General features: G+C 68.2%; 20 protein-coding genes. 11 read left to right on the top strand and 9 right to left on the bottom strand.

The features are described 5' to 3' along the window. Positions 1-17 precede the first annotated feature (17 nt). From ureC to SFB74_RS26540, 4 genes are read right to left on the bottom strand one after another with little or no spacing between them, the layout of a single operon-like run. Positions 18-1,736 carry an urease subunit alpha gene (ureC, locus tag SFB74_RS26555; RefSeq protein ID WP_432727359.1) on the bottom strand — a complete coding sequence of 573 codons (1,719 nt, stop codon included), beginning with the start codon at positions 1,734-1,736 and terminating at the stop codon, positions 18-20. 3 nt (positions 1,737-1,739) lie between these two features. Beyond that, entirely contained in the window at positions 1,740-2,045 is a 306-nt protein-coding gene (locus SFB74_RS26550; protein WP_432727357.1) for an urease subunit beta, read from the bottom strand. A 13-nt stretch (positions 2,046-2,058) separates the two neighbouring features. Then, positions 2,059-2,661, bottom strand: coding sequence for a HupE/UreJ family protein (locus SFB74_RS26545; protein WP_432727356.1), 603 nt, complete (start codon positions 2,659-2,661; stop codon positions 2,059-2,061). Between the two features lie 25 nt (positions 2,662-2,686). Further along, a complete protein-coding gene (locus SFB74_RS26540) occupies positions 2,687-2,989 on the bottom strand; it encodes an urease subunit gamma (protein WP_116909187.1) in 303 nt (100 codons plus the stop codon). 104 nt (positions 2,990-3,093) lie between these two features. On the opposite strand from SFB74_RS26540, the gene SFB74_RS26535 reads away from it, so the two are divergent. From SFB74_RS26535 to SFB74_RS26525, 3 genes are all read left to right on the top strand, one after another. Then, positions 3,094-6,681 (top strand): hybrid sensor histidine kinase/response regulator, encoded by a 3,588-nt coding sequence (locus tag SFB74_RS26535; protein ID WP_432727355.1) that lies wholly within the window; start codon positions 3,094-3,096, stop codon positions 6,679-6,681. Positions 6,682-6,704: 23 nt separating this feature from the next. Continuing rightward, positions 6,705-7,712 (top strand): response regulator transcription factor, encoded by a 1,008-nt coding sequence (locus SFB74_RS26530; RefSeq protein ID WP_432727354.1) that lies wholly within the window; start codon positions 6,705-6,707, stop codon positions 7,710-7,712. An 83-nt stretch (positions 7,713-7,795) separates the two neighbouring features. Then, positions 7,796-8,509, top strand: a complete 714-nt coding sequence (locus SFB74_RS26525) for a hypothetical protein (RefSeq protein ID WP_432727353.1) — start codon at positions 7,796-7,798, stop codon at positions 8,507-8,509. A gap of 18 nt (positions 8,510-8,527) precedes the next feature. Here the strand turns inward: SFB74_RS26525 and SFB74_RS26520 are convergent, their stop codons facing one another. Further along, complete coding sequence (locus SFB74_RS26520; RefSeq protein WP_432727352.1) at positions 8,528-9,448, bottom strand: LysR substrate-binding domain-containing protein; 921 nt, start codon at positions 9,446-9,448, stop codon at positions 8,528-8,530. Positions 9,449-9,543: 95 nt separating this feature from the next. On the opposite strand from SFB74_RS26520, the gene SFB74_RS26515 reads away from it, so the two are divergent. Next, positions 9,544-10,779: a threonine synthase gene (locus SFB74_RS26515; protein WP_432727350.1), complete on the top strand. Its 1,236-nt coding sequence runs from the start codon at positions 9,544-9,546 to the stop codon at positions 10,777-10,779. Positions 10,780-10,798: 19 nt separating this feature from the next. Continuing rightward, a complete protein-coding gene (locus SFB74_RS26510; protein WP_432727349.1) occupies positions 10,799-11,791 on the top strand; it encodes a Bug family tripartite tricarboxylate transporter substrate binding protein in 993 nt (330 codons plus the stop codon). 16 nt (positions 11,792-11,807) lie between these two features. On the opposite strand, the gene SFB74_RS26505 is transcribed toward SFB74_RS26510, so the two are convergent. Next, a complete protein-coding gene (locus tag SFB74_RS26505) occupies positions 11,808-12,437 on the bottom strand; it encodes a helix-turn-helix transcriptional regulator (RefSeq protein WP_432727348.1) in 630 nt (209 codons plus the stop codon). 101 nt (positions 12,438-12,538) lie between these two features. Here SFB74_RS26505 and SFB74_RS26500 point away from each other — a divergent pair, with 101 nt between their 5' ends. Continuing rightward, on the top strand, positions 12,539-13,684 hold the full coding sequence (locus SFB74_RS26500; protein ID WP_432727346.1) for a threonine synthase: 1,146 nt from the start codon (positions 12,539-12,541) through the stop codon (positions 13,682-13,684). A 103-nt stretch (positions 13,685-13,787) separates the two neighbouring features. On the opposite strand, the gene SFB74_RS26495 is transcribed toward SFB74_RS26500, so the two are convergent. From SFB74_RS26495 to SFB74_RS26485, 3 genes are all read right to left on the bottom strand, one after another. Next, the gene (locus SFB74_RS26495) at positions 13,788-15,536 is read right to left on the bottom strand and encodes a YadA family autotransporter adhesin (RefSeq protein WP_432727344.1); all 1,749 of its coding nucleotides are present in this window, start codon (positions 15,534-15,536) and stop codon (positions 13,788-13,790) included. A 794-nt stretch (positions 15,537-16,330) separates the two neighbouring features. Further along, entirely contained in the window at positions 16,331-17,317 is a 987-nt protein-coding gene (locus tag SFB74_RS26490; protein ID WP_432727343.1) for an ornithine cyclodeaminase family protein, read from the bottom strand. Between the two features lie 61 nt (positions 17,318-17,378). After that, positions 17,379-17,687 (bottom strand): hypothetical protein, encoded by a 309-nt coding sequence (locus SFB74_RS26485; RefSeq protein WP_093198364.1) that lies wholly within the window; start codon positions 17,685-17,687, stop codon positions 17,379-17,381. A gap of 170 nt (positions 17,688-17,857) precedes the next feature. Here SFB74_RS26485 and secA point away from each other — a divergent pair, with 170 nt between their 5' ends. The 5 genes from secA (at position 17,858) to SFB74_RS26460 (ending at position 25,330) form a co-directional block, all read left to right on the top strand. Beyond that, positions 17,858-20,644, top strand: coding sequence for a preprotein translocase subunit SecA (gene secA / locus SFB74_RS26480; protein ID WP_432727342.1), 2,787 nt, complete (start codon positions 17,858-17,860; stop codon positions 20,642-20,644). 166 nt (positions 20,645-20,810) lie between these two features. Then, positions 20,811-22,040, top strand: coding sequence for a bifunctional glutamate N-acetyltransferase/amino-acid acetyltransferase ArgJ (gene argJ / locus SFB74_RS26475; protein ID WP_432727341.1), 1,230 nt, complete (start codon positions 20,811-20,813; stop codon positions 22,038-22,040). Beyond that, on the top strand, positions 22,037-22,912 hold the full coding sequence (locus SFB74_RS26470) for an ATP-binding protein (RefSeq protein WP_093198358.1): 876 nt from the start codon (positions 22,037-22,039) through the stop codon (positions 22,910-22,912). The genes argJ and SFB74_RS26470 overlap by 4 nt, the downstream gene beginning before the upstream one ends. After that, a complete protein-coding gene (locus tag SFB74_RS26465) occupies positions 22,909-23,358 on the top strand; it encodes an NUDIX domain-containing protein (protein WP_432727340.1) in 450 nt (149 codons plus the stop codon). Before SFB74_RS26470 ends, SFB74_RS26465 begins: the two co-directional genes overlap by 4 nt. A 7-nt stretch (positions 23,359-23,365) precedes the next feature. Beyond that, a complete protein-coding gene (locus tag SFB74_RS26460) occupies positions 23,366-25,330 on the top strand; it encodes an acyltransferase family protein (protein WP_432727338.1) in 1,965 nt (654 codons plus the stop codon). The last annotated feature ends 5 nt before the right edge of the window (positions 25,331-25,335 follow it).

Here is a 25,335-nt window from a genome sequence, read left to right as displayed (position 1 = left end):
GCGCATTCCCCGGGGCTTCAGAACAGGAAATAGCGCTGCGCCATCGGCAGCAGCTTGGCCGGCTCGCAGGTCAGCAGGTTGCCGTCGGCGCGCACCGCGTAGGTCTGCGCGTCGATCTCCATCTTCGGCGTGTAGCCGTTGTGGATCAGGTCCTTCTTGCGCACGTTGCGGATGTTCTTCACCGCACTGAGCTGCTTCTTCAGGCCGTAGCGTTCGCCGATGCCCGCGGCCAGCCCGGCCTGCGAGACGAAGGTGAGCGAGCTCTTCGCGAGCGATCCGCCGTAGGCGCCGAACATCTGGCGGTAGTGCACCGGCTGCGGCGTGGGAATCGATGCGTTCGGGTCGCCCATGGCGGCCAGCGCGATGCTGCCGCCCTTCAGGATGGTGAAGGGCTTCACGCCGAAGAAGGCCGGCTTCCAGATCACGATGTCGGCCCACTTGCCGACCTCGATCGAGCCCACCTCGTGCGCGATGCCGTGCGCGATGGCCGGGTTGATCGTGTACTTGGCGACGTAGCGCTTCGCGCGGAAGTTGTCGTTGCGCGCGCTGTCCTCGGGCAGCGTGCCGCGCTGCAGCTTCATCTTGTGCGCGGTCTGCCAGGTGCGGATGACGACCTCGCCGACACGGCCCATGGCCTGGCTGTCGGAGCTGAACATGCTGATCGCGCCCAGGTCGTGCAGCACGTCTTCCGCGGCGATGGTTTCCTTGCGGATGCGCGATTCGGCGAAGGCCAGGTCTTCCGCGATGCCGGCGTCGAGGTGGTGGCACACCATGAGCATGTCGACGTGCTCGTCGAGCGTGTTCACGGTGTAGGGCATCGTCGGGTTGGTGGACGACGGCAGGAAGTTGCCCTCGCCCACCACGCGAAGGATGTCGGGCGCGTGGCCGCCGCCCGCGCCCTCGGTGTGGAAGGCGCAGATGCCGCGCCCGCCCACCGCGGCGATGGTGTTCTCGACGAAGCCCGATTCGTTGAGCGTGTCGCTGTGAATGGCCACCTGCGTGTCGGTGGCGTCGGCCACGTCCATGCAGTTGTTGATGGCTGCGGGCGTGGTGCCCCAGTCTTCATGCAGCTTCAGGCCGATGACGCCGGCGTCGATCTGCTCGTGCAGCGCGTGCGGCAGGCTGGCGTTGCCCTTGCCGAGGAAGCCCAGGTTCATCGGGAAGGCGTCGGCCGCCTGCAGCATGCGCTCGATGTGCCAGGGGCCGGGCGTGGAGGTGGTGGCGAAGGTGCCGGTGGCGGGGCCGGTGCCGCCGCCGAGCATGGTGGTCACTCCGGAGGAAAGCGCCTCCTCGATCTGCTGTGGGCAGATGAAGTGGATGTGGCTGTCGATGCCGCCGGCGGTGACGATGTTGCCCTCGCAGCTGATGATCTCGGTGCCCGGGCCGATGACGATGTCCACGCCCGGCTGCACGTCGGGGTTGCCGGCCTTGCCGATGGCGGCGATGCGGCCGTCCTTCAGGCCGATGTCGGCCTTCACGATGCCCCAGTGGTCGAGGATGAGCGCGTTGGTCAGCACGGTGTCGACCGCGCCCTGCGCCCTGGTGCGCTGCGATTGCGCCATGCCGTCGCGGATGGTTTTTCCGCCGCCGAACTTCACCTCCTCGCCGTAGCCGCCGGCGCGAAGGGTGTAGTCGGCCTCGACCTCGATCAGCAGTTCCGTGTCCGCGAGGCGGACACGGTCGCCCACGGTGGGGCCGAAGATTTCCGCATAGGCGCGTCGCCCGATGGTGGCCATGTTTCAGAGCTTCCCTTGAACGAGGCCGCGAAAGCCGTAGACGATGCGATCGCCGGAAAAGTCGACCAGCTCGACCGTGCGCTGCTGGCCCGGCTCGAAGCGCACCGCGGCGCCCGAGGCGATGTTCAGTCGCATGCCACGCGCGGCCTCGCGGCCGAAGCCGAGCGCGCCGTTGGTCTCGGCGAAGTGATAGTGCGAGCCGACCTGGATCGGCCGGTCGGCGGTGTTCTGCACCACCAGCGTGAGGGTGCGGCGGCCGGGGTTGAGCGTGTGCTCGCCGTCGTCGGTGAGGAGTTCTCCGGGAATCATGAGTGGGCCTGCCTCAGATGGCTTGCGCCAGCAGCGTCGCGCCGAGGCCGAGCACGGCGGCGCCCGCGATGCGCGGCAGCCATGCGTTGGCATGGCGCAGCGCCCAGCCCAGCGCGATGCCCGCCGCGTGCAGCAGCACCGTCGCGCAGACCATGCCGGCCAACGTGAGGGCGGCGCCCTGTTCGCTCGCGAGTTCGTAGCCGTGGGCCACACCGTGGAAGACGGCGAACACGCCGACCACGGCCATGGCCGCCACGGCCGGCAGGTGCACGCGCGTGACCACCAGCAGGCCCAGCACCAGCAGCGAGGCCGCGATCATCGGCTCGACCGCCGGCAGCTGCACGCCGGCCAGCCCCATCAGCGCGCCCGCCAGCAGCATGCCGGCGAAGGCCAGCGGCGCCCAGAGCAGGTCTGGCCAGGCGCGGCGCGCGGCCAGCGCGCTCCACAGGCCGACCGCGACCATGGCGGCCAGGTGGTCGGCGCCGGTCAGCGGGTGCATGAAGCCGGTGACGAAGCCGTGGTGCATGCCGCCGTCGACACCGGTGTGGGCGCTGGCCGCGAGGGGCAGCAGCAGGGCGAGCAGGGCGAGGGTTCTGGAAGTGCTGTTGTTGCGCATGGAAAGTCCTTTTGTTCTTCGAATTTCAGACGATGGGCTGGTGCACGGTGACCAGCTTGGTGCCGTCGGGGAAGGTGGCTTCGACCTGGATGTCCGGAATCATTTCGGCGATGCCGTCCATCACGTCGGCGCGGGTCAGCACCGCGCGCCCGTCGCTCATGAGCTCGGCGACGCTCTTGCCGTCGCGCGCGCCTTCCATCACGGCGGCGGAAATCAGGGCGATGGCTTCGGGATAGTTGAGCTTGAGGCCGCGGGCCTTGCGGCGTTCGGCCAGGAGTGCCGCGGTGAAGATCAGCAGCTTGTCTTTTTCGCGCGGGGTCAGTTCCATGAGATCGGCGTCGGGTGGCGGGAGGAGGCGGCCATTATGGGCAAGCCGGCTTCTTTGCAACAGTCGTGCCCTGTTCGCCAAAAGCCGTACGGATGGCATGAAAGATGCACCGAAACGGTGTGAACCCTGAAGCCACGACCGCCACCCCCGACGACGCCCCGCAGCGCATCGTCAAGGTGCGGCGCGACTACAACAGCTGGGTCGCCAGCGAGACGCTGGAAGACTACGCCCTGCGCTACACGCCCCAGCGCTTTCGCAAGTGGTCCGAATGGCGGGTGGCCAACACGGCCTTCGGGGCGGCCTCGTTCCTGATCCTGGAGGCGGTGGGCGCCACGCTGCTGGTGCAGTACGGCTTCGCCAACGCCTTCTGGGCGATCCTGGCGACGGGGCTCATCATCTTCCTGGCGGGCGTGCCGATCAGCGTGTACGCGGCGCGCTACGGCGTCGACATGGACCTGCTCACGCGCGGCGCAGGCTTCGGCTACATCGGCTCCACGCTCACCTCGCTGATCTACGCGAGCTTCACCTTCATCTTCTTCGCGCTCGAGGCGGCCGTGATGGCCTATGCGCTGGAACTGGCGCTGGGAATTCCGCCGGTCTGGGGCTACCTGGTGTGCGCGCTGGTGGTGATTCCGCTGGTCACGCACGGGGTGTCGGCCATCAGCCGGCTGCAGCTGTGGACCCAGCCGCTGTGGCTGCTGATGCTGGTGGTGCCCTTTGCCTATGTGCTGGTGCGCGATCCTGGTGCGTTCGCGGGCATCGTGCACTACAACGGCGTGAGGTCGGGCACCAAGGGCTTCGATCTGCACCTGTTTGGCGCGGCGCTCACGGTCGGCATCGCGCTCATCACCCAGATGGGCGAGCAGGCCGACTACCTTCGCTTCATGCCCGCGCGCACGGCAGCCACGGCGCGGCGCTGGTGGGCCGGGGTGCTGGCCGGCGGGCCGGGCTGGGTGGTGCTGGGCGTGCTCAAGATGCTGGGCGGGGCGCTGCTGGCCTACCTGGCGATCACGCACATGGTGCCGGCCGACCGGGCGGTGGACCCGAACCAGATGTACCTGGCGGCCTACGAATACGTGTTCCCGCACTACGGCTGGGCGGTGGCGGCCACGGCGCTGTTCGTGGTGATCTCGCAGCTCAAGATCAACGTGACCAACGCCTACGCCGGCTCGCTGGCCTGGAGCAACTTCTTCTCGCGCGTGGCGCACAGCCACCCGGGGCGGGTGGTGTGGGTGGTGTTCAACGCGCTCATCGCCTTCATGCTGATGGAGATGAACGTGTTCGAGGCGCTGGGCGACGTGCTGGGCCTGTTCGCCAACATCGCCATCGCCTGGATGATGGCGGTGGTGGCCGACCTGGTCATCAACAAGCCGCTGGGCCTGTCGCCGCCGGGCATCGAGTTCAAGCGCGCGCACCTGTGGGACATCAACCCGGTGGGCGTGGGCGCGATGGCGCTGGCCTCGGGGTTGTCGATCACGGCGCACCTGGGCGTGTTCGGGCCGCTGGCACAGGCCTTCTCGGCGCTGATCGCGCTGGGCACGGCGCTGGTGGCCTCGCCGCTGCTGGCCTGGGCGACCGGCGGCAAGTACTACCTGGCGCGCGGCGTGCCGTCCTCCGGGGCCGGCGCGGTGCGCTGGGCCAGGGTCGAACACGAGGGCAGCTACCAGCGGCTGAAGGTGCAGCACTGCGTGATCTGCGAGCGCGAGTACGAGGGGCCCGACATGGCCCATTGCCCGGCCTACCAGGGCGCGATCTGCTCGCTGTGCTGCACGCTGGACGCGCGCTGCGGCGACCTGTGCAAGCCGCACGCGAGCCTGTCCTCGCAATGGTCGGCGGTGCTGCGATGGCTGCTGCCGCGTCGCAGCTGGCGCTATCTCGATACCGGACTCGGGCACTTCCTGCTGCTGATGCTGGTCATCGTGCCGCTGCTGGCGGTGGTGTTCGGCGTGCTCTACCAGCAGGAGCTGCGTGCCTTCGCCGAAGGCGCGCTGGAGCTGGCTTCCGAGCCCGACGTGGCCGCCGCGCTGGCCGGCGTGCAGAAGCTGTCGCTGCGCTCGGGCTTCCTCAAGGCGTACATGGCGCTGCTGGTCATCGCGGGCATCGTCGCGTGGTGGCTGGTGCTCGCGCACCAGAGCCGCAAGGTGGCGCAGGAGGAGTCGAACCGCCAGACCCACCTGCTGGTGCGCGAGATCGAGCTGCACCGCGAGACCGACCGCGCGCTGCAGGCCGCCAAGCAGTCGGCCGACGAGGCGCGCGAGATCGCGGAGCAGGCCAAGCTCGCGGCCGAGCTCGCCAAGCAGGCGGCCGACCAGGCCAACCAGGCCAAGAGCCGCTACATCAGCGCCATCAGCCACGAGCTGCGCACGCCGCTCAACAGCATCCTGGGCTATGCGCAGCTGATGGGCGAAGACCACTCGGTGCCGCCGCACCGCCAGCAGGCGGTGGCGGTCATCAAGCGCGGCGGGGAGCACCTGCTGTCGCTCATCGAGGGCACGCTGGCCATCGCGCACATCGAGGCCGGCAAGCTCACGCTGCATGCGCGGCCGATGCGCTTTGCCGACACGCTGCGCGAGCTGGCCGACATGTTCGAGCTGCAGGCTGCGGAGAAGGGGCTGCAGTTCCGCTTCGAGGCGGCGGGGGCGCTGCCCGAGGTGGTGCGCGCGGACGAGAAGCGCGTGTGCCAGATCCTCATCAACCTGCTGGGCAACGCGATCAAGTTCACGGCGGCGGGGCAGGTCACGCTGCGGCTGGCCTATGCGCGCGAGTTCGCCTCCATCGAGATCGAGGACACCGGGCCGGGCATGCCGGCCGGTGACATCGAGCGCATCTTCGAGCCCTTCGCGCGGGGCAACGCCACGGGCACGGCCGCCGCGCCGGGCGCGGGGCTGGGCCTCACCATCGCAAAGATGCTCACCGACCTGATGGGTGGCGAGATGAAGGTGAGCAGCACGCCGGGCGTGGGGTCGCTCTTCTGCGTGCGGCTCTTCCTGCCGCGCGTGCACGAGACGGCGACGGGCAGCGGACGCGCGCTGCCCGTTCCGCGCGCGCGACGCGGCTACGAGGGCCCGCGCCGCCGGCTGCTGGTGGTCGACAACGAGGAGGCCGACCGCGACCTGCTGGGCCACCTGCTCGCGCCGCTGGGCTTCGAGCTGCGCAGCGCGGCCAGCGGGCACGACGCGCTCGACCTGGTCGCGGCGGGCTACCGGCCCGACGCGATGTTCGTCGACCTCGCGATGCCCGGCATCGACGGCTGGGAGACCATCCGCCGGGCACGCAAGCTGGGGCTGACCGAAGCCTCGGTGGCCATCGTCTCGGCCAACGCCTTCGACAAGGGGCTCGACAACGACGTGGGCATCGCGCCCGAGGACTTCTTCGTCAAGCCCGTGCGCCACACGGAGCTGCTCGACTGGCTCGAGCGCAGGCTGGGCCTGCAGTGGACCGATACCGCCGCCAAGCCTGCACCCGCCGCCGTGCCGCGCGCGATGCTTGCGCCCTCGCTGGCCCGCCTGCGCGCGCTGGAGGAGGCCGTGGGGCTTGGCTATTTCCGGGGCATCATGAACCAGCTCGACGACATCGACGCCGCGCAGCCCGAGTGCGCGGCATGGACCGAAGCCCAGCGCGTACTGGCCCGCCAGTTCCAGTTCGAGGCCATGAGCCGCGCGCTTGCGGAAGCAGTCGAAAGCGCCGCATGACCCCGCCGACGCAACCTCCCGCCATGGAAACCTCATCCCTCGCCAGGGCCCTGCGCGAACAGCAGGGCGCCAACAGCGACCTCGTGCTGATCGTGGACGACGTGCCCGACAACCTCGCGGTGCTGCACGACGCCCTCGACGAATCGGGCTACACCGTGCTCATCGCCACCAACGGCGAGCAGGCGCTGCAGCGCGCCGTGCAGGCCAAGCCCGACATCGTGCTGCTCGACGCGATGATGCCGGGCATCGACGGCTTCGAGGTCGCGCGCAGGCTCAAGGCCGATGCCGCGACGGCGCACATCCCCATCGTCTTCATGACGGGGCTCACCGAGACCGAGCATCTGGTGGCGGCGCTGGAGGCGGGCGGCGTCGACTACGTCACCAAGCCCATCAAGCCGAAGGAAGTGCTGGCGCGCATGAACGTGCACCTGCAGGGCGCGCGCCGCGCGAGGCAGGACGCGCGGCAGGCCGGCCAGGCGCGCAACGCGCTCGACGCCTTCGGCTACGCGAGCATCACGGTGCGGCTGCCCGAGGGGCGACTGATCTGGCAGACAGCGCTTGCGCGCGACCTGCTGCATCGCTACTGCGAGACGCGCGCGCCCGAGACGCCGCCGGCGGTGCTCGAATGGCTGCGCAGCCACACGCCCGCCGCGCGCGAGCGGGGCATCGAGCCGCCGGCGCTGTCCATCGTGCAGGGCGCCGGCAGCCTCACGTTGCGGCTGCACCAGCAGACCGGCGGCGACGACGACGGCGACGAGTGGATGATCATCATGCGCGAGGTGTCCGACACGGCGGTCATCGAGGCCATGAGCCTGAGCCTGAAGCTCACGGCGCGCGAGGCCGAGGTGCTGTACTGGGTGGTCAAGGGCAAGACCAACAGGGACATCGGCGAGATCCTCGGCAGCAGCCCGGCCACGGCCAAGAAGCACCTGGAGCGGGTGTATGTGAAGCTGGGCGTCGAGACGCGCACGGCGGCGGCGGGCGTGGCCATCAAGCGCATCCGCGAGCTGCAGCCCCAGTTCGAGATCTGAAGGGTACCCACCGTGCGGCGCCGCGTCATGGCGCCTACTTTCCGCGTCCCTAGAATGGTTCGAGGGCCCACGGGACGCGAGCGATGAACAACAGCAACAGATACGGCAGAGCAACACCCCAGCCGCCATGGCGCGGCTGGATGCTCGCGGCTTCCGGCTTGTTCACGGGCCTGGGCGCGCAGGCGGCCGGGCATTTCGACGTGGACGACGCCAGCACGCTCGACCCGGGCCAGTGCCAGTACGAGACCTGGTGGGGCCGCACGGGCGTCGAGCCCGTCACGGGTTTCCACTTCGGGCCGGCCTGCCGCGTCGGGCCCTTCGAGCTGGGCCTGAACCTCGACCGGACCTCGGTCGACGGCGTTCATTCGGTCACGGGCGGGCCGCAGCTCAAGTGGAACTTCTACGGGCAGGCGGCCGACGCGCCCTTCAGCGCCGCCGTGTCGATGGGCGCGGTCTTCGACTTCAAGCGCGGCGGCCGCGCGGGCGGGCAGTTCGTCATTCCTGTGACCTGGAGGCCGCTCGACAGCCTGCAGATCCACGCGAACGTCGGCGCCGACTGGGCCACCGGAACCGGCGTGCGCACGCCGCGCGGCGGTGTCGGCGTGGAATGGGCGCTGAACGACACCGTGTCGCTCATCGCCGAGCGCAGCCGGGCGTCGAACGTCTGGACCTCGCGCGTCGGCGGGCGCTTCAGCATCACGCCGCTGATCAGCGTGGACGTGAGCGCATCGCGCACCGGGCCGCAGGGCGTGCGGGGCTTCGTGATCGGGCTGAACCACGAGTTCACCTGGAAGTGAACGCCCTGTCCTGACCGGCTAGCGCAGGTGGCGCTGGATGCGCTTCTCGTCCTCGGCCAGCTGCTGGCGCATGAGCGAGATGAAATCCCGCGCCGTGGCAGAGAGCACCTTGCCCGCCGGCAGTGCCAGCAGGCAGGTGAAATGCACGTCGACCGAGAACCGGCGCACCACCAGGCCGCGCTCCACGTAGTCGAGCGCGGTGATCGGATTGACCAGCCCCACGCCCAGGCCGCGCAGCGCCATCTCGCACACGCTGGCGGCGTAGGGCGTCTGCACCAGCACGCGCAGCGCTACGCCGTGCGGCGCCAGGGCGGCTTCGAGCCGCTGGTGCGAGGGGTCTTCGGGGTTGAGCGAGATGAAGGGCGCCTCGGCGAGCTGCTCGGGCTTGATGGTCTTGAAACGGGCCAGCGCGTGGTTGGGCGGCATCACCACCACGCCGGGAAAGCGCGAGAAGGTGGAGTGGTCGATGCCCTCGAGCGAGAGCTCGTCGGCCATCAGCCCGAAGTCGGAGATGCCGATGGCCACGCGGTCGCGCACGTCCTTGGAGCTCAGCACCTGCAGCGACACCTGCGGCCACGGACTTGCGCCGCGGTGCGCCTTCAACCGCGCCAGCGCCCGCGGCATGAAGCCCAGGCCGTAGGCCGGAAAGCTGCTCAGCTCCAGCTGGCTGACACCGAAGTCGCGCAGGCTGCGCACCCGGTGCTCGATGGCGTCCATGCCGATGAAGACCCGCTCCACCTCCACCCAAAGCGCGCGCGCCTCTGGCGTAGGCACCAGCCGCCCGCCGATGCGCTGGAAAAGCAGCATGCCGGCCTGCGCCTCGAGCCGCTTGAGCGACTGGCTGATGGCGGGCTGCGTCACATGCAGCAGGGCAGCGGCCTTGCGGGTGGAGCTGCTGCGCATGAGGGCCCGGAACGTTTCGATTTCGCCGAATCGCATCGATAAGTTCTGTTATCGGTTGAGTATCTGAGGCTGCATAATTTTATTTCCGATTGCATAAGATTTAGTCACAACTTCATCAGACGAATGACCCCGTGACGACATCGCCCGTTCTCGACTTCAAGTTCGCCGCTCCCCCGCTGGATCCGTTGAGCCATCCCTCGTCGCCGGGGCATCCGCTGGGCATGGTCCGCGACCGCACGCCCAAGCCCGTGCGCAACCCGAACCTGCGCGGCCTGCAGTGCCTGCGATGCGATGCGCTCTACCCGGTCACGCTGACGCACGACGGCTGCCCGGCGTGCAAGCAAGCGGGCTTCCACGTTGCGTTGCGCGCCAGCTACCTGCCCGACGGCGCCGAGCTCATGCCGATGCCCTACACCTCCGGCTTCGCGCTGGGCGAGGGGCAGACGCCGCTGCAGGACCTGCCCGGGCTCGCGCAGCAGTTCGGCGTGGCGCGCCTCGCGATCAAGGACGAGTCGTGCAACCCCACCGGCTCGCACAAGGACCGCATGACAGCCGTGGGCGTGGCGCAGGCGCTCGACTTCGACGCCCACACGCTGGTGCTGGCCTCGTCGGGCAACGCGGCCGTCTCGGCGGCGCACTACGCATGGGCCGCGGGCCTGGGCTGCGAAGTGGCAACCTACGAGGGCATGCCGGCCACCTACGCGCGGCAGCTCGATGCGCTGGGCGCGCGCCGCTATGTGTTCTCCGACAACGCGGGCCGCTGGGCCTTCGTGCGCGAGCGCTCGCAGCACCCGGGCTACTTCGCGCTGACCAACTACCGCCTGCCCGCACTGGGCAGCGCGCCGCTGGCGATCGAGGGCTACAAGCCGATCGCGCTCGAATGCCTGAACGACGGCGGCCTGCCCGACCACGTCGTGATTCCCACCGCGCGCGGCGACCTGGCGTGGGGCATCTACGCGGGCTTTCGCGACCTGCTGGCGGCAGGGCGCATCGCGCGCCTGCCCAGGCTCTGGCTGGTGGAGCCGTTCCCGCGCCTCACGCGCGTGTTCGCGGGCGGTGCCATCAACGGCAGCTACCCGGGGCATACGGCGCAGTTCTCCACGGCAGGTGCCACCGTCACCTACCTGCAGTGGCAGGCAGCCACGGCCACGGGCGGCGGTGCCGTGGTGGTGGATGACGACGAAGCGCGCGCCGCGCGGCGGCTGCTCACCGCGGCCGGCGTGAGCGCCGAGCTGTGCGCCGCGGGTGGCCTCGCCGCGCTGCGGCAACTGCGCGAGAGCAACTCCATCGCTGCGGACGCGCACGTGGTGCTGATGCTGACCGCCAATGCGACGGGCGACCCGAGCTGGCCCGATCGCCCGATCTAAACCTCTTCAGGAATCAGATATGCCGACGATGAATCGCCGGGCCTTCGTGGCCTCCGGCTCTGCAGCCCTGCTCGCCTCTTCCGTGAGCCCCGCGTGGGCGGCCTACCCCGACAAGCCCGTGAAGCTGGTCGTGCCGTGGGCGGCCGGCGGCAGCACCGACGCCATCGCGCGCGCCATGGCGCAGCGCATGAGCCAGACCATCGGCAGCCCGGTGATCGTGGACAACCGGCCGGGCGCGGCCGGCATGATCGGCACCGACGCGGCGGCCAAGGCCGCGCCCGACGGCTACACCATCGCCATCGTCGAGCTGCCGCATGCGATCGCGCCGGCGGTGACGGCGAAGCTGCCCTACGACCTGCTGCGCGACTTCACGCCGGTGACCATGATCGGCACCTCGCCGCTGGTGTTCTTCGCGGGCATGGACGAGGGCAGCAAGGACTTCAAGACCTTCCTGAAGACCGCGGCGGCAGCTGCGGCCAAAGGCGCGCCGCCTGCCATCGCGCACAGCGGCGCGGGCACCGTGAGCCACCTGGCCGCGGAGCTGCTGGCGAGCCGCACGAAGATCAGGTTCAACATGGTTCCGTACCGCGGCTCGGCGCCTGCGCTCACCGACGTGGCGGCGGGAACCGTGGCGGGCCACTTCGCGACGCTGGCCAGCGGCTCCAGCCTGCTGGGCGCCAACCGCATCCGCCCGCTGCTGGTGACGAGCACGCAGCGCGTGAACCTGCCCGGCCTGCAGGACGTGCCGGCGCTGGCGGAGAACGGCCTCAAGGGCCTGGAGATCGACCAGTGGTGGGCCATGGTGGCGCCGGCCACCACGCCGCTGGACGTGATCGAGAAGCTGCGCCGCGAAGCCATCGCCGCGCTGGAGCATCCGTCGGTGAAGGAGCGGCTGTCGGTGCTCGGCGTGCAGATGAAGGGATCGACGCCGGTCGAGCTGCGCGCCTTCCTGCGCTCGGAGGCCGAGCGCTGGCAGAAGGCCGCGCACGAGATCGGCCTGCAGCCGCAATAGGCTCCGGCCGGCGCTCTTACTTCGCGTCGCTGTAGACGGTGGCGCGCGACACGCCCATGTGCGCCGCCGCGATCTCGGCGCCGCGGCGGACTTCGAGCATTCCGGCTTTCTTCAGCTCCTGCACCAGCTGCTTGCGGTCGGCCGGCTTCAGCGAGCGCGGCGTGGTCGCGCGCGCGGCCGCGAACTCGTCGATGCGCGCGTGGATGCGGTCGGAATGGTTGCCGCCACCGGCCTCCAGGTGCTCGTGCACTTCCTTGTCGTCGATGCGCGTGAACTGCGAGATCGCGCCCTGGAAGCTCTGGAACAGCGTGAGGTCGACGTTCAGGCACAGCGCCGCAACGTACTCGCCGCTCTCGTCCTTGATGCCGATGGAGGTGCTCTTGACCTTGCGCCCGTCGGGAAAGGTGTTGGCGTAGTTCGCGATCACCGCCGGGAACTCCGGATCGCGGATGCGCGCGAGGCCGAGCTCGGTGACCGATTCGCCGACCTCGCGGCCGCTCAGGCTGTTCTCTATCGCGTAGATCGCGTTCTTGGGGTTGCTGAGGTCGTGCACCACCACTTCACAGAAGGGCGCGAAGGTCTGGCCCAGGCCTTCGGCCATGTTGCTCAGCATCTCGAGCAGCTGCTTGTTCGGCTTTTTCTTCATACCGGGGAATGTATCCAGCTCTGGACGAACAATCTGATTTATACAAAAAGTACAATATTAGATGTATCATCTGATTTTCGGATTTGACCCAGGAGCCACGAATGACAGAACGCGCACGCTACGTCGATCCCCGCACCGGCAGGCACCACGAGCTGTCCGAGCGCCGCTGGCGTTCGGACGACGGCAATCCGATGCTGGTCACGCCGCTGCCGGGCATCGGGCGCGACGACATCGATTCGCGCACGCGCTCGCTGTGGCGCTATCGCGCGGCGCTGCCGCTGGTCATCGACAGGCCCGCGAGCATGGGCGAGGGCTGCACGCCGCTGGTGCAGAAGCGCTGGGGCGAGTTCGAGCCGCACTTCAAGCTCGAATGGTTCAACCCGACCTGCAGCTTCAAGGACCGCGGCGCGGCGGTGATGATGTCCTTCCTGCGCCAGATCGGCGTCGATGCGGTGCTGGAAGACAGCTCGGGCAACGGCGGCGCGGCCATCGCAGCGGCGGGCGCGGCGGCCGGCATGCGCGTGAAGGTGCTCGCTCCGAGCTACACGCCCGCGCCGAAGGTGGCGCAGATCCGCGCCTTCGGCGCCGAGGTGCAGCTGGTGCCGGGGCCGCGCGAGGAGTCGGAATACGAGGCGGTGCGGCAGTCGGAATCGATCTTCTATGCGAGCCACAACTGGCACCCGTTCTTCCTGCAGGGCACGAAGACACTGGCGTACGAACTGTGGGAAGACCTGGGCTTCGTGGCGCCGGACAACGTCGTGATTCCGACGGGCGCGGGCAGCAATGTGCTCGGCTGCTGGATCGGCTTCAAGGAGCTTCTCGCGGCGGGGCAGATCGCGAAACTGCCGCGCATCTTCGTCGCGCAGCCGCTGAACTGCTCGCCGATCGATGCGAGCTTCACGGCGGGTGTAGACACGCTGGTGGAGCGCGCCGTGCAACCGACCATCGCCGAAGGCACGGCGATCAAGCGGCCGGTGCGGCTCGCGGAAATCCTGCAGGCGCTGCGCGAGACGAACGGCAGGACCGTGGCGCTGACCGAAGAGCAGATCGCGGCGGCGGTGCGCCGGCTTGCGGCCTGCGGTCTCTACGCCGAGCCGACTTCCGCATCAGCCGCGGCGGCCATCGATGTGCTGGCGCAGCGCGGCGACATCAGGAGCAGCGAGACGACGGTGGCGCTGCTGACGGGCACCGGGCTGAAGTCGACGCAGTTCATGACCGGCCTGTTCGGCGACGCCGCAGCGGCCTAGCGCGGCGCTTGTCTTTCAGCAAATGGCTCCCATGCCGGGTGGCACGGGAGCCATCTTCACGCTGGCCGATTCAGCTGTCGGCTTCCTCCCTCGCTTACTTCATTCATTTCCACTTCCAGCCGACGCCGGCGTTCAAGCCCCATTCCTTGCCCGTGGTCGAAACGCCCGCGCCCCAGGACATCCGGCCGTCGTCCGACAGCGCCTTGAAAGTCAGCGCAAGGGCGCTGTAGCCCTTGTAGCTGCCGACGCCGACGCCAACGGCCTTCTCGCCGGCGGAGAGCGTCGGCAGATAGGTGCCCGACATCGCGAACGCCATGGCCGTGCCCGAGTAGGCGATGCGGGCCACGTCGCCGACCTGGCTGCGCACCTGGTTCAGCTGGTTCACGTTGACCGCGTCGGTGGGCAGCACGCCCGGCGCCACGTTGGAAATGCGCGTGCCGCCCGGCGCCTGGCCGTTGCCCAGCACGACCTGGCTGTAGTTGGCCGAGCCGTCGGGGTTGGTCGCGTACTGCACGCTGCTGGCCCTCGCTGCAGCTTCGGATGCCTTGAGCTGGGCCACGTTCGTCGCGTCGCTGTCCGTCGTACCGGCGGCCACGCCTGTGATCTGGCGGAACTGGCTGCTTGCCGCATCGCCTACCGACACAGCCGCTTGCGTGCCGGTCGTTGCCTTGACCGCAGCCTGATGCTGCACCGGTGCATTGCGGGGCAGATAACCCGCAACGCCGGCAGCGGTGGCCGCCACCGAGCCGGAGCCCAGTGCCACGCCTTCGCTTTGCTGCACCACCGCGCCAAAGCCGATGGCCGTGCCCTTGACGACGTTCTGCGCCCGGCTCAGCGAGGTGCCGCCGGCATCCGCGTTGTCGCCCAGTGCTGCGCCGCCGCCGCCCGCACGGGAACTGACGCCGATGGCCTGCGAGCCCGTGGCCAGCGCACCGGTGCCGATGGCGATCGCGTTCACGCCGGTAGCGTGCGCGCCGGAGCCCATCGCCACTGCGCCATTGGCTGCTGCCTTCGCGCCGTTGCCGGCGGCGAGGGCGCTCGGGCCGCTGGCTTCCGACTGAGGCCCGATCGCCACGGCGCGGCTGCCGCTGGCCACCGAATCGCCCGCCGTCGAGTTGGCGTGGAAGTACTTGGGCCCCGTGTTGTAGAGGGTGCTGACCGACGTGCTCAGGCTGCGGAGATTGCTGTTGGTGGTGTTGAGGCTGGTCGAGAGGCTGCCGAGGCCGGTCGCCGTGGAGGTGGACAGGCTGGCGATGGCGCCGTTCGTCGTGCCGAGGCTGGTCGACAGGGAGGCTGTTGCCGTCGACAGCTGGCTCACGTTGACGGCGTCCGTCGGGGCGCCGCCTGCGGCGACGTTGGTGAGCCTGCGCTCACTGCCGCTGGACCCTATCGACACTTCGCCGGCCGGCGTCGCGCCGGAGATTGCCGCACCCGCGGACGGCACGTAGGCCGCGTCGCCCTGCAATGCGGCGAGCGAATTCGCCGTGGTGCTGCCTGCCCCGATGGCGGCGCTGCCCTCGTAGTGCGCCGCGGCGCTGCTGCCGACGGCCACCGAACCTTGCCCGGTTGCCGTGGATGCCGCACCGATCGCCGTCGAGTTGATGCCCGGAGCCTTGGAGCCGTAGCCGATCGCCGAGCTCCCGGTGCCGGAAGCGTCGCTCGAGAGACCGACCGCGCTGCCCCACTTGCCGGCGGTGCTGGAGAACCCGAAGGCGGACGCCCCGCTTGCGGTGCCCTGGGAGTAGCTGCCGAATACCGAAACACCGTCCTGGTTGTTGCCGCTCGCATTGCAGCCGGCGACGTTGGACAGGGTGCTGCTTCCGTCGACCGGCATCTCTCTGGTTCCGTTCACCGTCGCCTGTCCGACGGTTGCGCCGGTCGTGTTGATGCAGTGGCTGGGGGCGTAGGTCGACGCGCTGGCATCCGATGCCGCCATCTGCAGGCCGGCGAGCAGAACCGCGGCAGCGATTGCCGATGGTTTGAAATTGACACGGCTGTCCCGGTTGTTTCGATAAATGTCGTTCATGAATTCTTCAAAAAATGAATTGAGAAAATAATTTCCGCAATTGAGAGGCGCGACGGCGCGGCCGCTGCGTAATGGGCGGCTTGATTCGGAATGTTCGAAAGGGGAGGGAAATTGGCGTCCCGGCTATTGCGGGATGCCAAGCCTCACCGACGGCTGATGGCGCACACGCGGTTGGGTGCGCTGACGATGAGGCGGAGCTAAATGTGGATTTCGGGCGAAATCATTTCAACCTCTCTGTCTATTCTTGAATGAACATCACAGAGAGGCGTGCTGCCAAACTCCGCTATGACCCTTGGGGCTGCGGAATTTATCGATTGGCAGGCGAATTGGACAATGACACTAACTGCCAGTCGATGACGGCAATTGGTGGTTCCAGAGAATTCGAGGAGGAAGGTTTTCTGTCTCGGCGCGAGCAGAAATTCGCGCTTTCACGCCATCTTTGGGAGTGATCTGCGCATGCAAATGCGCTCGCCATTCATTGATGACGGAGGTTGGCGAAAGATGTCGGCGTGCACGGCGCCCGGAATGTTCTTCTCCTGCATCAAAAAATCACGCTTCCGATGCAAGGAAAGCTGGGGCACGCACGGGCCGTGTGTGCCGTCTTTTCTGCCGCGCAGTCTTTACCAGGGCCAGGCGACGCGCGTGCCCGTGCCGGTCTCGGCAGCGCGCGCATGCAGCAGGCGAGCGACGGTCAGGTCCTGCAGCGCGAGGCCTGTCATGTCGAAAACGGTGATGTCGTCGGCGGCCCGCTCGAACACCGCCTTGCCGCTCAGCAGATCGCCCAGTTCGACGCACTCCGTCTCAGGCGCCCATTGCGTCTCGCCGATCTGGCGGGCCTGCGTGCGGTCGTCCACGAACAGGCGCGCCCGCGGCAGCAGGCCTTCGGGGAGTTCGCGCTTGCCGCGGGTGTCGGCGCCTACGCAGTTCAGGTGCGTGCCGGGCTGGACGGCGTCGAGGTCGAACAGCGCGCCGCCGCCGGGCGTGGCGGTGATCACGACGTCGCTGCCGGCCACGGCGACGTTGCGGTCGCCGGCCGGCGCGATGTTGCAGCGGCCGGCGAAAGTGGCTTCGAAGGCGGCATTGCGCTGGCCGCTTGTACCTATATAGAGAACCTCGCGCAGCGAGGGCAGCAGGCGCAGCGCGAAGTCGAGCTGGATGCGCGCCTGCACGCCGGTGCCGAAGATGCAAAGCCGCGTGCTGTCGGTTCGCGCGAGCTTCCGCAGGCCGAGTCCGCCGGCCGCGCCGGTGCGCACGGTCGTCACCGTGTTGCCGTCGATGACGCACAGCGGCCGGCCGATCGCCGGGTCGATCAGCATGATGGTCGCCTGATGGGGCTCGCCGCCGCGTTGCCGGTTGGCCGGCCAGAAGCCCGCAGCCTTGAAGCCGAGCAGGCCCTGGGTCTGCACGTCGCCGGACTTGATGCCGAACACGCCCCCCGTGGCGAGCGGCTCGCGCACGACCGGGAACACGCGGCCCTGGCGTTCGCTGTGCAGCACGAAGGCCTCGCGCACGGCTTCGAGCACTTCGTCGTGGGAGAGGAGGGCGTCGACCTGGGTCTTGTCGAGCAGAAGAAGCCGGGCGTCGGCGGGCGCGGTGGGGGATGTCATCTGGAAATATTATCTATCTCCAGACAAAAAATCAAAAAAACGGCCGAACAGGCCGTTGCCGTCAGCGCCCCGTGTGCACCTTGATCCGTATCGTCGCCACGTTCCAGCCCCGGTTCCTGAGCCTGGTCACGAGCATCGGCGACAGCTGGCGCAGCTTGGCGGCCGCGGCGCTGCCCTTGACCAGCAGGCACCAGACGTCGCCCTCGGCAGGCCCGGCCTGGACCGCCGGGCGCATGGCCGGCGGGATGAGCCCTTCCACGGCCTTCAGCCGCTCGGTGGTGTCGCGCGCACGCGCCATCAGGCTGCCCAGCGTGGGGGCTCCTTCCGCAGCTTCCTGCAGTGAAATGGCGGGGGGGAGTCGGCGATACATGGGTAATACAGGGGTCAGAAACAAGACAGCTAAAATGCCCGGTTTGCCGGCGTCCGCGCCGGAAAAAGGCCGCTTGCTTTCATTGAAAGCGCGCCCAACTGCTTTCACCATATCTTAGGGAATCCGGTCGAAGTGCCTGCCGTATCTCAGGCGCCCGCCCATCTCCACCCATGGCAACCAACTTCCTGACCCAGATTTTCGGCAGTCGCAACGACCGGCTGCTCAAGCAGTATCGCAAGACGGTGGAACGCATCAATGCGCTCGAACCCGAGTTCGAGAAGCTCGACGACGACGCACTTCGCGCCAAGACCCAGGAGTTCAAGGACCGCATCGCCAAGGGCGAAACCCTCGATGCCCTGTTGCCCGAAGCCTTCGCCACGGTGCGCGAAGGCTCCAAGCGCATCATGAAGATGCGCCACTTCGACGTCCAGTTGCTGGGCGGCATGGCGCTTCACAACGGCAAGATCTCCGAAATGCGCACCGGCGAAGGCAAGACGCTGACCGCCACGCTGCCGGTGTACCTGAACGCGCTGTCGGGCAAGGGCGTGCACGTGGTCACGGTGAACGACTACCTCGCCAACCGCGACGCGACCTGGATGGGGCGCCTCTACAACTTCCTCGGCCTCACGGTGGGCATCAACCTGCCGCAGATGCCGCGCGAGGAAAAGCAGCAGGCCTACGGCAGCGACATCACGTACGGCACGAACAACGAGTACGGCTTCGACTACCTGCGCGACAACATGGTCTACGAGCCCGGCGACCGGGTGCAGCGCGGCCTGAACTTCGCGATCGTCGACGAGGTGGACTCCATCCTGATCGACGAGGCCCGCACGCCGCTGATCATCAGCGGCCAGGCCGAAGACCACACCGACCTTTATCTCGCCATCAACAAGGTGGTGCCGCTGCTCAAGAAGCAGGAAGGCGAAGCCGATCCGCGCACGGGCGAGGGCGTCACGGTGCCCGGCGACTTCACGGTCGACGAGAAGACGCACCAGGTGTTCCTGACCGAGGACGGCCACGAGAACGCCGAGCGCCTGCTCAGCGAATTCAAGCTGCTGCCCGAGGGCGCGTCGCTCTACGACCCGGCCAACATCACGCTGATGCATCACCTGAATGCGGCGCTGCGTGCACGTCACCTCTACCACCGCGACCAGCACTACGTGGTGCAGCAGGGCGAAGTGGTGATCGTCGACGAATTCACCGGCCGCCTCATGAGCGGCCGCCGCTGGAGCGACGGCCTGCACCAGGCCGTGGAAGCCAAGGAAGGCGTGGAGATCCAGGCCGAGAACCAGACGCTGGCCTCCATCACCTTCCAGAACTACTTCCGCCTCTACAGCAAGCTGGCCGGCATGACCGGCACGGCCGACACCGAGGCCTACGAGTTCCAGGAGATCTACGGCCTCGAGACCGTCATCATCCCGCCGAACCGCCAGAGCAAGCGCGACGACCAGCTCGACCGCGTCTACAAGACGACGCGCGAGAAGTACGAGGCCGCCATCCAGGACATCCGCGAGTGCTACGAGCGCGGCCAGCCGGTGCTGGTGGGCACGTCGTCCATCGAGAACTCCGAGATCATCGACGGCCTGCTCACCCAGGCGGGCCTGCCGCACCAGGTGCTCAACGCCAAGCAGCACGCACGCGAAGCCGACATCGTGGCGCAGGCCGGCCGCACGAAGATGATCACCATCGCGACCAACATGGCCGGCCGCGGCACCGACATCGTGCTGGGCGGCAACATCGAGAAGATGATCGAGGCCATCGAGAACGACGAAGGCCGCGACGAGGCGGCCAAGCAGGCCGACATCGCGCACATCCGCGCCGAGTGGAACAAGGACCACGACTTCGTGAAGTCGCTCGGCGGCCTGCGCATCATCGCCACCGAACGCCACGAGTCGCGCCGCATCGACAACCAGCTGCGCGGCCGTTCGGGCCGCCAGGGCGACCCGGGCTCCTCGCGCTTCTACCTGAGCCTGGACGATCCACTGATGCGCATCTTCGCGGGCGACCGCGTGAAGGCGATCATGGACCGCCTGAAGATGCCCGACGGCGAAGCCATCGAGGCCGGCATCGTCACGCGCAGCATCGAGAGCGCGCAGCGCAAGGTCGAGGCGCGCAACTTCGACATCCGCAAGCAGCTGCTCGAGTACGACGACGTGTCGAACGACCAGCGCAAGGTGATCTACCAGCAGCGCAACGACATCCTCGACGCAGCCGACCTCACGGCGCAGATCGCGGCGCTGCGCGAAGGCTGCTTCGTCGACCTCGCGCGCCAGTACGTGCCGGCCGAGTCGGTCGAGGAGCAGTGGGACCTGGACGGCCTCGAGAAGAGCCTCTTCAACGAGTGGGGCATCGACATGCCGCTCAAGAAGGAAGTGGAGGCCTCCGAAGCCATCGCCGACGAGGACATCGTCGAGAAGGTGCTCAAGAACGCCAACGAGACCTTCGACGCCAAGGTCGCGCTGATCGGCCAGGAGAACTTCACCCAGTTCGAGCGCATGGTGCTGCTGCAGAGCATCGACACCCACTGGCGCGAACACCTGGCCTCGCTCGACTACCTGCGCCAGGGCATCCACCTGCGCGGCTACGCGCAGAAGCAGCCCAAGCAGGAATACAAGCGCGAAGCCTTCGAGCTCTTCGGCCAGCTGCTCGACTCGGTCAAGAACGAAGTCACCCGCCAGCTCATGACGGTGCGCGTGCAGTCGAGCGAGCAGCTCGAGCAGGCCGCCGAAGCGATGGAAAGCCGCGGCGAGAACGTCTCGAACATCACCTACTCGGCACCGACCGAGACGGGCGAGGTCGAGGTCCGCGTCGACGAGGAAAACCAGCGCCGCATCGCGGCCGCAGGCCTGGGCGCGCTCAGCGCGGAGGCCGCGGCATTTGCCCGCGTCGGCCGCAACGATCCGTGCCCCTGCGGCAGCGGCAAGAAGTACAAGCAGTGCCACGGCAAGCTCACCTGAAGTAAACATACTCCCCCAGGCTTGCCGCACCTCGTGTGGCCGCCAACCCCCTCGCCGGGGGCGATGCCGGCGGCCCGGCAAAGCCGGTTCCCCGGTATCCCTGGCGACGAAAAGTGCGTCTTGTCGGTGCCGATGAAAAATTGATACGCAAGAAGGAATAAGTGCCATGCCCGTGAACCTGTCAGCCCCTGATCCCGCCGCCTTGTTCGCGGTGCCCGGCGTCCGCATCGGCGTGGCCGAAGCGGGTGTGCGCAAGGCCAATCGCAAGGACCTGACGGTCGTGCTGATCGACGAGGGTTCGGCCGTCGGCGGCGTGTTCACGCAGAACCGCTTCTGCGCCGCGCCGGTGCAGGTCTGCCGCGATCACCTGGCCGCGAACCACGGCATCCGGGCGATGGTCATCAACACCGGCAATGCCAATGCCGGCACGGGCGAAGACGGCCTGATGCGCACGCGCTCCACCTGCATCGCGCTGGCGCGCAAGCTGGAGATCTCGCCCGAGCAGATCCTGCCGTTCTCCACCGGCGTGATCATGGAGCCGCTGCCCGTCGACCGCATCGAGGCGGGCCTGCCGGCCGCGCTGGCCGATGCCAAGGCGGACAACTGGGCGCGCGCGGCCGAAGGCATCATGACCACCGACACGATCCCGAAGGCGTTCAGCCAGCAGGTGCAGGTCGGCGGCGCCACCGTCACCATCACCGGCATCAGCAAGGGCGCCGGCATGATCCGCCCGAACATGGCGACCATGCTCGGCTTCATGGCGACCGACGCGAAGATCGATCCGTCGCTGATCCAGCCGCTGGCCAAGTTGCTGGCCGACGCCTCGTTCAACCGCGTGACCATCGACGGCGACACCTCGACCAACGACTCGTTCGTGGTCATCGCGACGCAGAAGGCGGCGCACGCCACCATCACCTCGCTCGACTCGTCCGAGGGCCAGGCGCTCGTGGCCGCCATGCAGGACGTGGCGCGCAAGCTGGCGCAAGCCATCGTGCGCGACGGCGAGGGCGCGACCAAGTTCATCACCGTGCAGGTCGAAGGCGGCAAGGACGCCGCCGAGTGCAAGCAGGTGGCCTACGCCGTGGCGCACTCGCCGCTGGTCAAGACGGCCTTCTACGCCAGCGACCCGAACCTGGGCCGCATCCTGGCGGCCGTGGGCTATGCGGGCATTGCCGACCTCGACCAGACCGGCATCGACCTGTTCCTCGACGACGTGCACGTGGCGGTGAAGGGCGGGCGCAATCCGTCGTACCGCGAGGAAGACGGCCAGCGCGTGATGAAGCAGAGCGAGATCACCGTGCGCATCGGCCTGGGCCGCGGCAATGCCAGCGAAACCGTGTGGACCTGCGACTTCAGCCACGAATACGTGACGATCAACGCCGACTACCGGTCATGAACGAGCAGTTCCAGAAGCTGATCGAACGCGCCGAACAGCTCATTACCCGCATCGAATCGATTCTTCCGCAACCGCTGGCGGAGCCGGCCGACTGGAACGCCTCCATCGCCTGGCGCTATCGCCGCCGCAGCTCGGGCCACGGCGTGCTCGAGCCGGTGAAGCACGTGGCGGCGATGTCGCTCGATTCGCTGAAGGAAATCGACGTCCAGAAGGAAAAGATCGCGCGCAACACGCAGCAGTTCGTCGAAGGCAAGCCAGCCAACAACGTGCTGTTGACGGGCGCGCGCGGCACGGGCAAGTCGTCGCTGATCCGCGCCTGCCTGCAGACCTATGCGCCGCAGGGGCTGCGGCTGATCGAGGTGGACAAGGCCGAGCTCACCGACCTGCCCGATATCGTCGAGGTGGTGTCGCAGCGACCCGAGAAGTTCATCGTGTTCAGCGACGACCTGAGCTTCGACGAGGGCGAGCCGGGCTACAAGGCGCTGAAGTCGATCCTCGACGGCTCCATCGCCGCCTCGACGCCCAACGTGCTGATCTACGCGACCAGCAACCGGCGCCATCTGCTTCCCGAGTACATGAAGGACAACCTTTCGTACACCCACACCGAGGACGGCGAAGTCCATCCCGGTGAGGTGATCGAGGAAAAGATCTCGCTGTCGGAGCGCTTTGGCCTCTGGGTGAGCTTCTATCCCTTCAGCCAGAACGAATACCTGACGATCGTGGGCCAGTGGCTCTCGTCGTTCGGCGTGGACGAGGCCGCCATCGCGGCGGCGCGGCCCGAGGCGCTCGTGTGGGCGCTGGAGCGCGGCTCGCGCAGCGGCCGCGTGGCCTACCAGTTCGCGCGCGACTACGCGGGGCGGAGCAAGGCGTGAGCGAACAAGCCCGCAAGCATACGGAAGTCGCGGTCGGCGTGCTGATCCGCCTGTCCGACGACGCGCTGCTGCTTTCCACCCGGCCCGAGGGCAAGGCCTATGCGGGCTTCTGGGAGTTTCCGGGCGGCAAGATCGAGGCGGGCGAAACGGTCGAAGAGGCGCTGCGGCGCGAGCTGCAGGAAGAACTCGGCATCACCATCGACGGCGCCGAGGTCTGGAAGGTCACGGAGCACGACTACCCGCATGCGCTGGTGCGCCTGCACTGGTGCAAGGTCACGGCCTGGAGCGGCGAATTCGAGATGCGCGAAGGCCAGCGCATGGCCTGGCAGCAGCTGCCGCTGGACGTGACGCCGGTGCTGCCGGGCGCGTTCCCGGTGCTGCAGTGGCTGTCGGAAGAGCGCGGCCTGCCGTTCGTGCCGCCGCCGGTGGTCGCGCCGGCCAACTGATCGCTTGATGCATCCCAAGTACCGTCCGGACATCGACGGCCTGCGTGCAATCGCCGTGGGCTCCGTGCTTGTGTATCACGCGTTCCCGACGGCGCTGATGGGCGGCTTCGTCGGGGTCGACATCTTCTTCGTGATCTCGGGCTTCCTGATCACGACCATCATTCTCCAGAGCCTCGCGGCGGGCGACTTCACCTACCGCGACTTCTACGCGCGGCGCATCCGGCGGATCTTCCCGGCGTTGATCGTGGTGCTGTTCGCCACGCTGTGCGCGGGCTGGTACCTGCTGCTGTCCGACGAGTTCGCCGAGCTGGGCAAGCAGACGGTGGGCGGCGCGGCCTTCGTCGCCAACCTCGTGTTCTGGGGCGAATCGGGCTACTTCGACACGGCCGCCGAGACCAAGCCGCTGCTGCATTTGTGGTCTCTGGGCATCGAGGAGCAGTTCTACATCTTCTGGCCGCTGCTGCTGGGGCTTGCCTGGCGAAAGGGCTGGCCGATCGTGCGCGTGGTGCTGGCTGTCGCGGCGGTCTCGTTCGTGGTGAACGTGGCCACGGTGCATCCGCTGCCTGCGGCGTCGTTCTATTCGCCGGCTTCCCGCTTCTGGGAGCTGATGGTGGGCGGCATTCTGGCCTGCATGCGGCTGAAGCCATCGACGCCGAGCGCCTGGCGCAGCCATGTGCAGTCGGTGCTGGGCGTCGGGCTGATCGTGCTGGGGCTGGTGATGATCCGCAGCAACAAGGCCTTCCCGGGCTGGTGGGCGCTGCTGCCCACGCTGGGCGCAGTGAGCTGCATCGCCGCGGGGCCGAACGGCGTGCTCAACAAGTACCTGCTGTCGAACCGGGTGATGGTGTGGATCGGGCTCATCAGCTATCCGCTGTACCTGTGGCACTGGCCGCTGCTGGCCTTCGTGCGCATCGTGGAGGCCGACCCGCTGCATCCCTCGCCGGTCTACCGCGCCGGAGCGATGGTGGCCAGCGTGCTGCTGGCCTGGGGCACGTACCGCTTCGTCGAGCGCCACACCAGAAGCCGCGCCGGCTCGGGCATCCTGAAAGCGCTGGGCGTGGGCATGGTGCTGATCGCCGCGCTGGGCACCGCGATCTTCTTTGGCGCGTTCGGGCCCCGCAACAACAGCGAAAGGCTGCAGATCGTCGCCAACGCCACGCTGGACGCCGACTACTACGCGGGCTTCAAGCTCGACCAGCTCGGCGAGCAACTGGTCTACAAGACCGGTGGCGGGCCGAAGCGCGTGCTCTTCGTGGGCGACAGCCATGTGCAGCAATACGCGCCGCGCATCATGGAGCTGTCGCGCACGCTGTCGATGCCCGACAAGTCGGCCTGGTTCGTGACCCAGGGCGCATGCCCGGCGGTGCCCGGCGTGTACGCGGACAAGAACATCGGCTGCGCCGAACGCCGCGACGCCATGCTGGCCTATGCAATGGGCCCCGAGGTCGACTCGGTCGTCATCGGCGGCTGCTGGAACTGCTACTTCGTCGGCCATGGCGCGCTGGAGTACTACTACCGCGGGCCCGACAAGCAGGTGCATCCCTTCCAGGGCGGCGACGGCATCGAGCGCTCGCTGGCCTCGCTGGAAGCCACGCTGCGCGAGCTGGCGCGCCACAAGAAGGTGTTCCTGCTGCTCGACAACCCCGGCGGCCCCGAATTCACGCCCAAGCGCCTGATCGAAGGCAGCCGCCTCACGCACATGGAGGCCATGACTTCCTCGCCGACGGCGCCGCTGCCGGCCGACCAGAAGCAGCTCAACGACCGGCTGCGCGCCATCGCCGAGGCGAGCGGGGCGGAGCCGATCGATGCGATGGCTGTGCTGTGCAAGGACGACCACTGCCTGCGCACGCTGCCCGACGGCGCCCCCGCATACAAGGACGCCGACCACCTGCGCCCGCGCTACACGCGCGAAGAGGCGAGCTACTTCGACCGCACCGTGCTCGCTGCCCCTGCGCAGCAGCCGTCGCGCTGAGCGGA

This window comes from Variovorax xiamenensis (assembly GCF_050916385.1).
Lineage (GTDB): Bacteria > Pseudomonadota > Gammaproteobacteria > Burkholderiales > Burkholderiaceae_C > Variovorax.
This window is presented reverse-complemented; position numbering and strand designations above follow the sequence as displayed.

Bases quoted from the DNA above. Each gene is read 5' to 3' on its own strand.
- ureC (WP_432727359.1), bottom strand. From the start codon at position 1,736: ATGGCCACCATCGGGCGACGCGCCTATGCGGAAATCTTCGGCCCCACC.
- SFB74_RS26550 (WP_432727357.1), bottom strand. From the start codon at position 2,045: ATGATTCCCGGAGAACTCCTCACCGACGACGGCGAGCACACGCTCAAC.
- SFB74_RS26545 (WP_432727356.1), bottom strand. From the start codon at position 2,661: ATGCGCAACAACAGCACTTCCAGAACCCTCGCCCTGCTCGCCCTGCTG.
- SFB74_RS26540 (WP_116909187.1), bottom strand. From the start codon at position 2,989: ATGGAACTGACCCCGCGCGAAAAAGACAAGCTGCTGATCTTCACCGCG.
- SFB74_RS26535 (WP_432727355.1), top strand. From the start codon at position 3,094: ATGCACCGAAACGGTGTGAACCCTGAAGCCACGACCGCCACCCCCGAC.
- SFB74_RS26530 (WP_432727354.1), top strand. From the start codon at position 6,705: ATGGAAACCTCATCCCTCGCCAGGGCCCTGCGCGAACAGCAGGGCGCC.
- SFB74_RS26525 (WP_432727353.1), top strand. From the start codon at position 7,796: ATGAACAACAGCAACAGATACGGCAGAGCAACACCCCAGCCGCCATGG.
- SFB74_RS26520 (WP_432727352.1), bottom strand. From the start codon at position 9,448: ATGCGATTCGGCGAAATCGAAACGTTCCGGGCCCTCATGCGCAGCAGC.
- SFB74_RS26510 (WP_432727349.1), top strand. From the start codon at position 10,799: ATGCCGACGATGAATCGCCGGGCCTTCGTGGCCTCCGGCTCTGCAGCC.
- SFB74_RS26505 (WP_432727348.1), bottom strand. From the start codon at position 12,437: ATGAAGAAAAAGCCGAACAAGCAGCTGCTCGAGATGCTGAGCAACATG.
- SFB74_RS26500 (WP_432727346.1), top strand. From the start codon at position 12,539: ATGACAGAACGCGCACGCTACGTCGATCCCCGCACCGGCAGGCACCAC.
- SFB74_RS26490 (WP_432727343.1), bottom strand. From the start codon at position 17,317: ATGACATCCCCCACCGCGCCCGCCGACGCCCGGCTTCTTCTGCTCGAC.
- SFB74_RS26485 (WP_093198364.1), bottom strand. From the start codon at position 17,687: ATGTATCGCCGACTCCCCCCCGCCATTTCACTGCAGGAAGCTGCGGAA.
- secA (WP_432727342.1), top strand. From the start codon at position 17,858: ATGGCAACCAACTTCCTGACCCAGATTTTCGGCAGTCGCAACGACCGG.
- argJ (WP_432727341.1), top strand. From the start codon at position 20,811: ATGCCCGTGAACCTGTCAGCCCCTGATCCCGCCGCCTTGTTCGCGGTG.
- SFB74_RS26470 (WP_093198358.1), top strand. From the start codon at position 22,037: ATGAACGAGCAGTTCCAGAAGCTGATCGAACGCGCCGAACAGCTCATT.
- SFB74_RS26460 (WP_432727338.1), top strand. From the start codon at position 23,366: ATGCATCCCAAGTACCGTCCGGACATCGACGGCCTGCGTGCAATCGCC.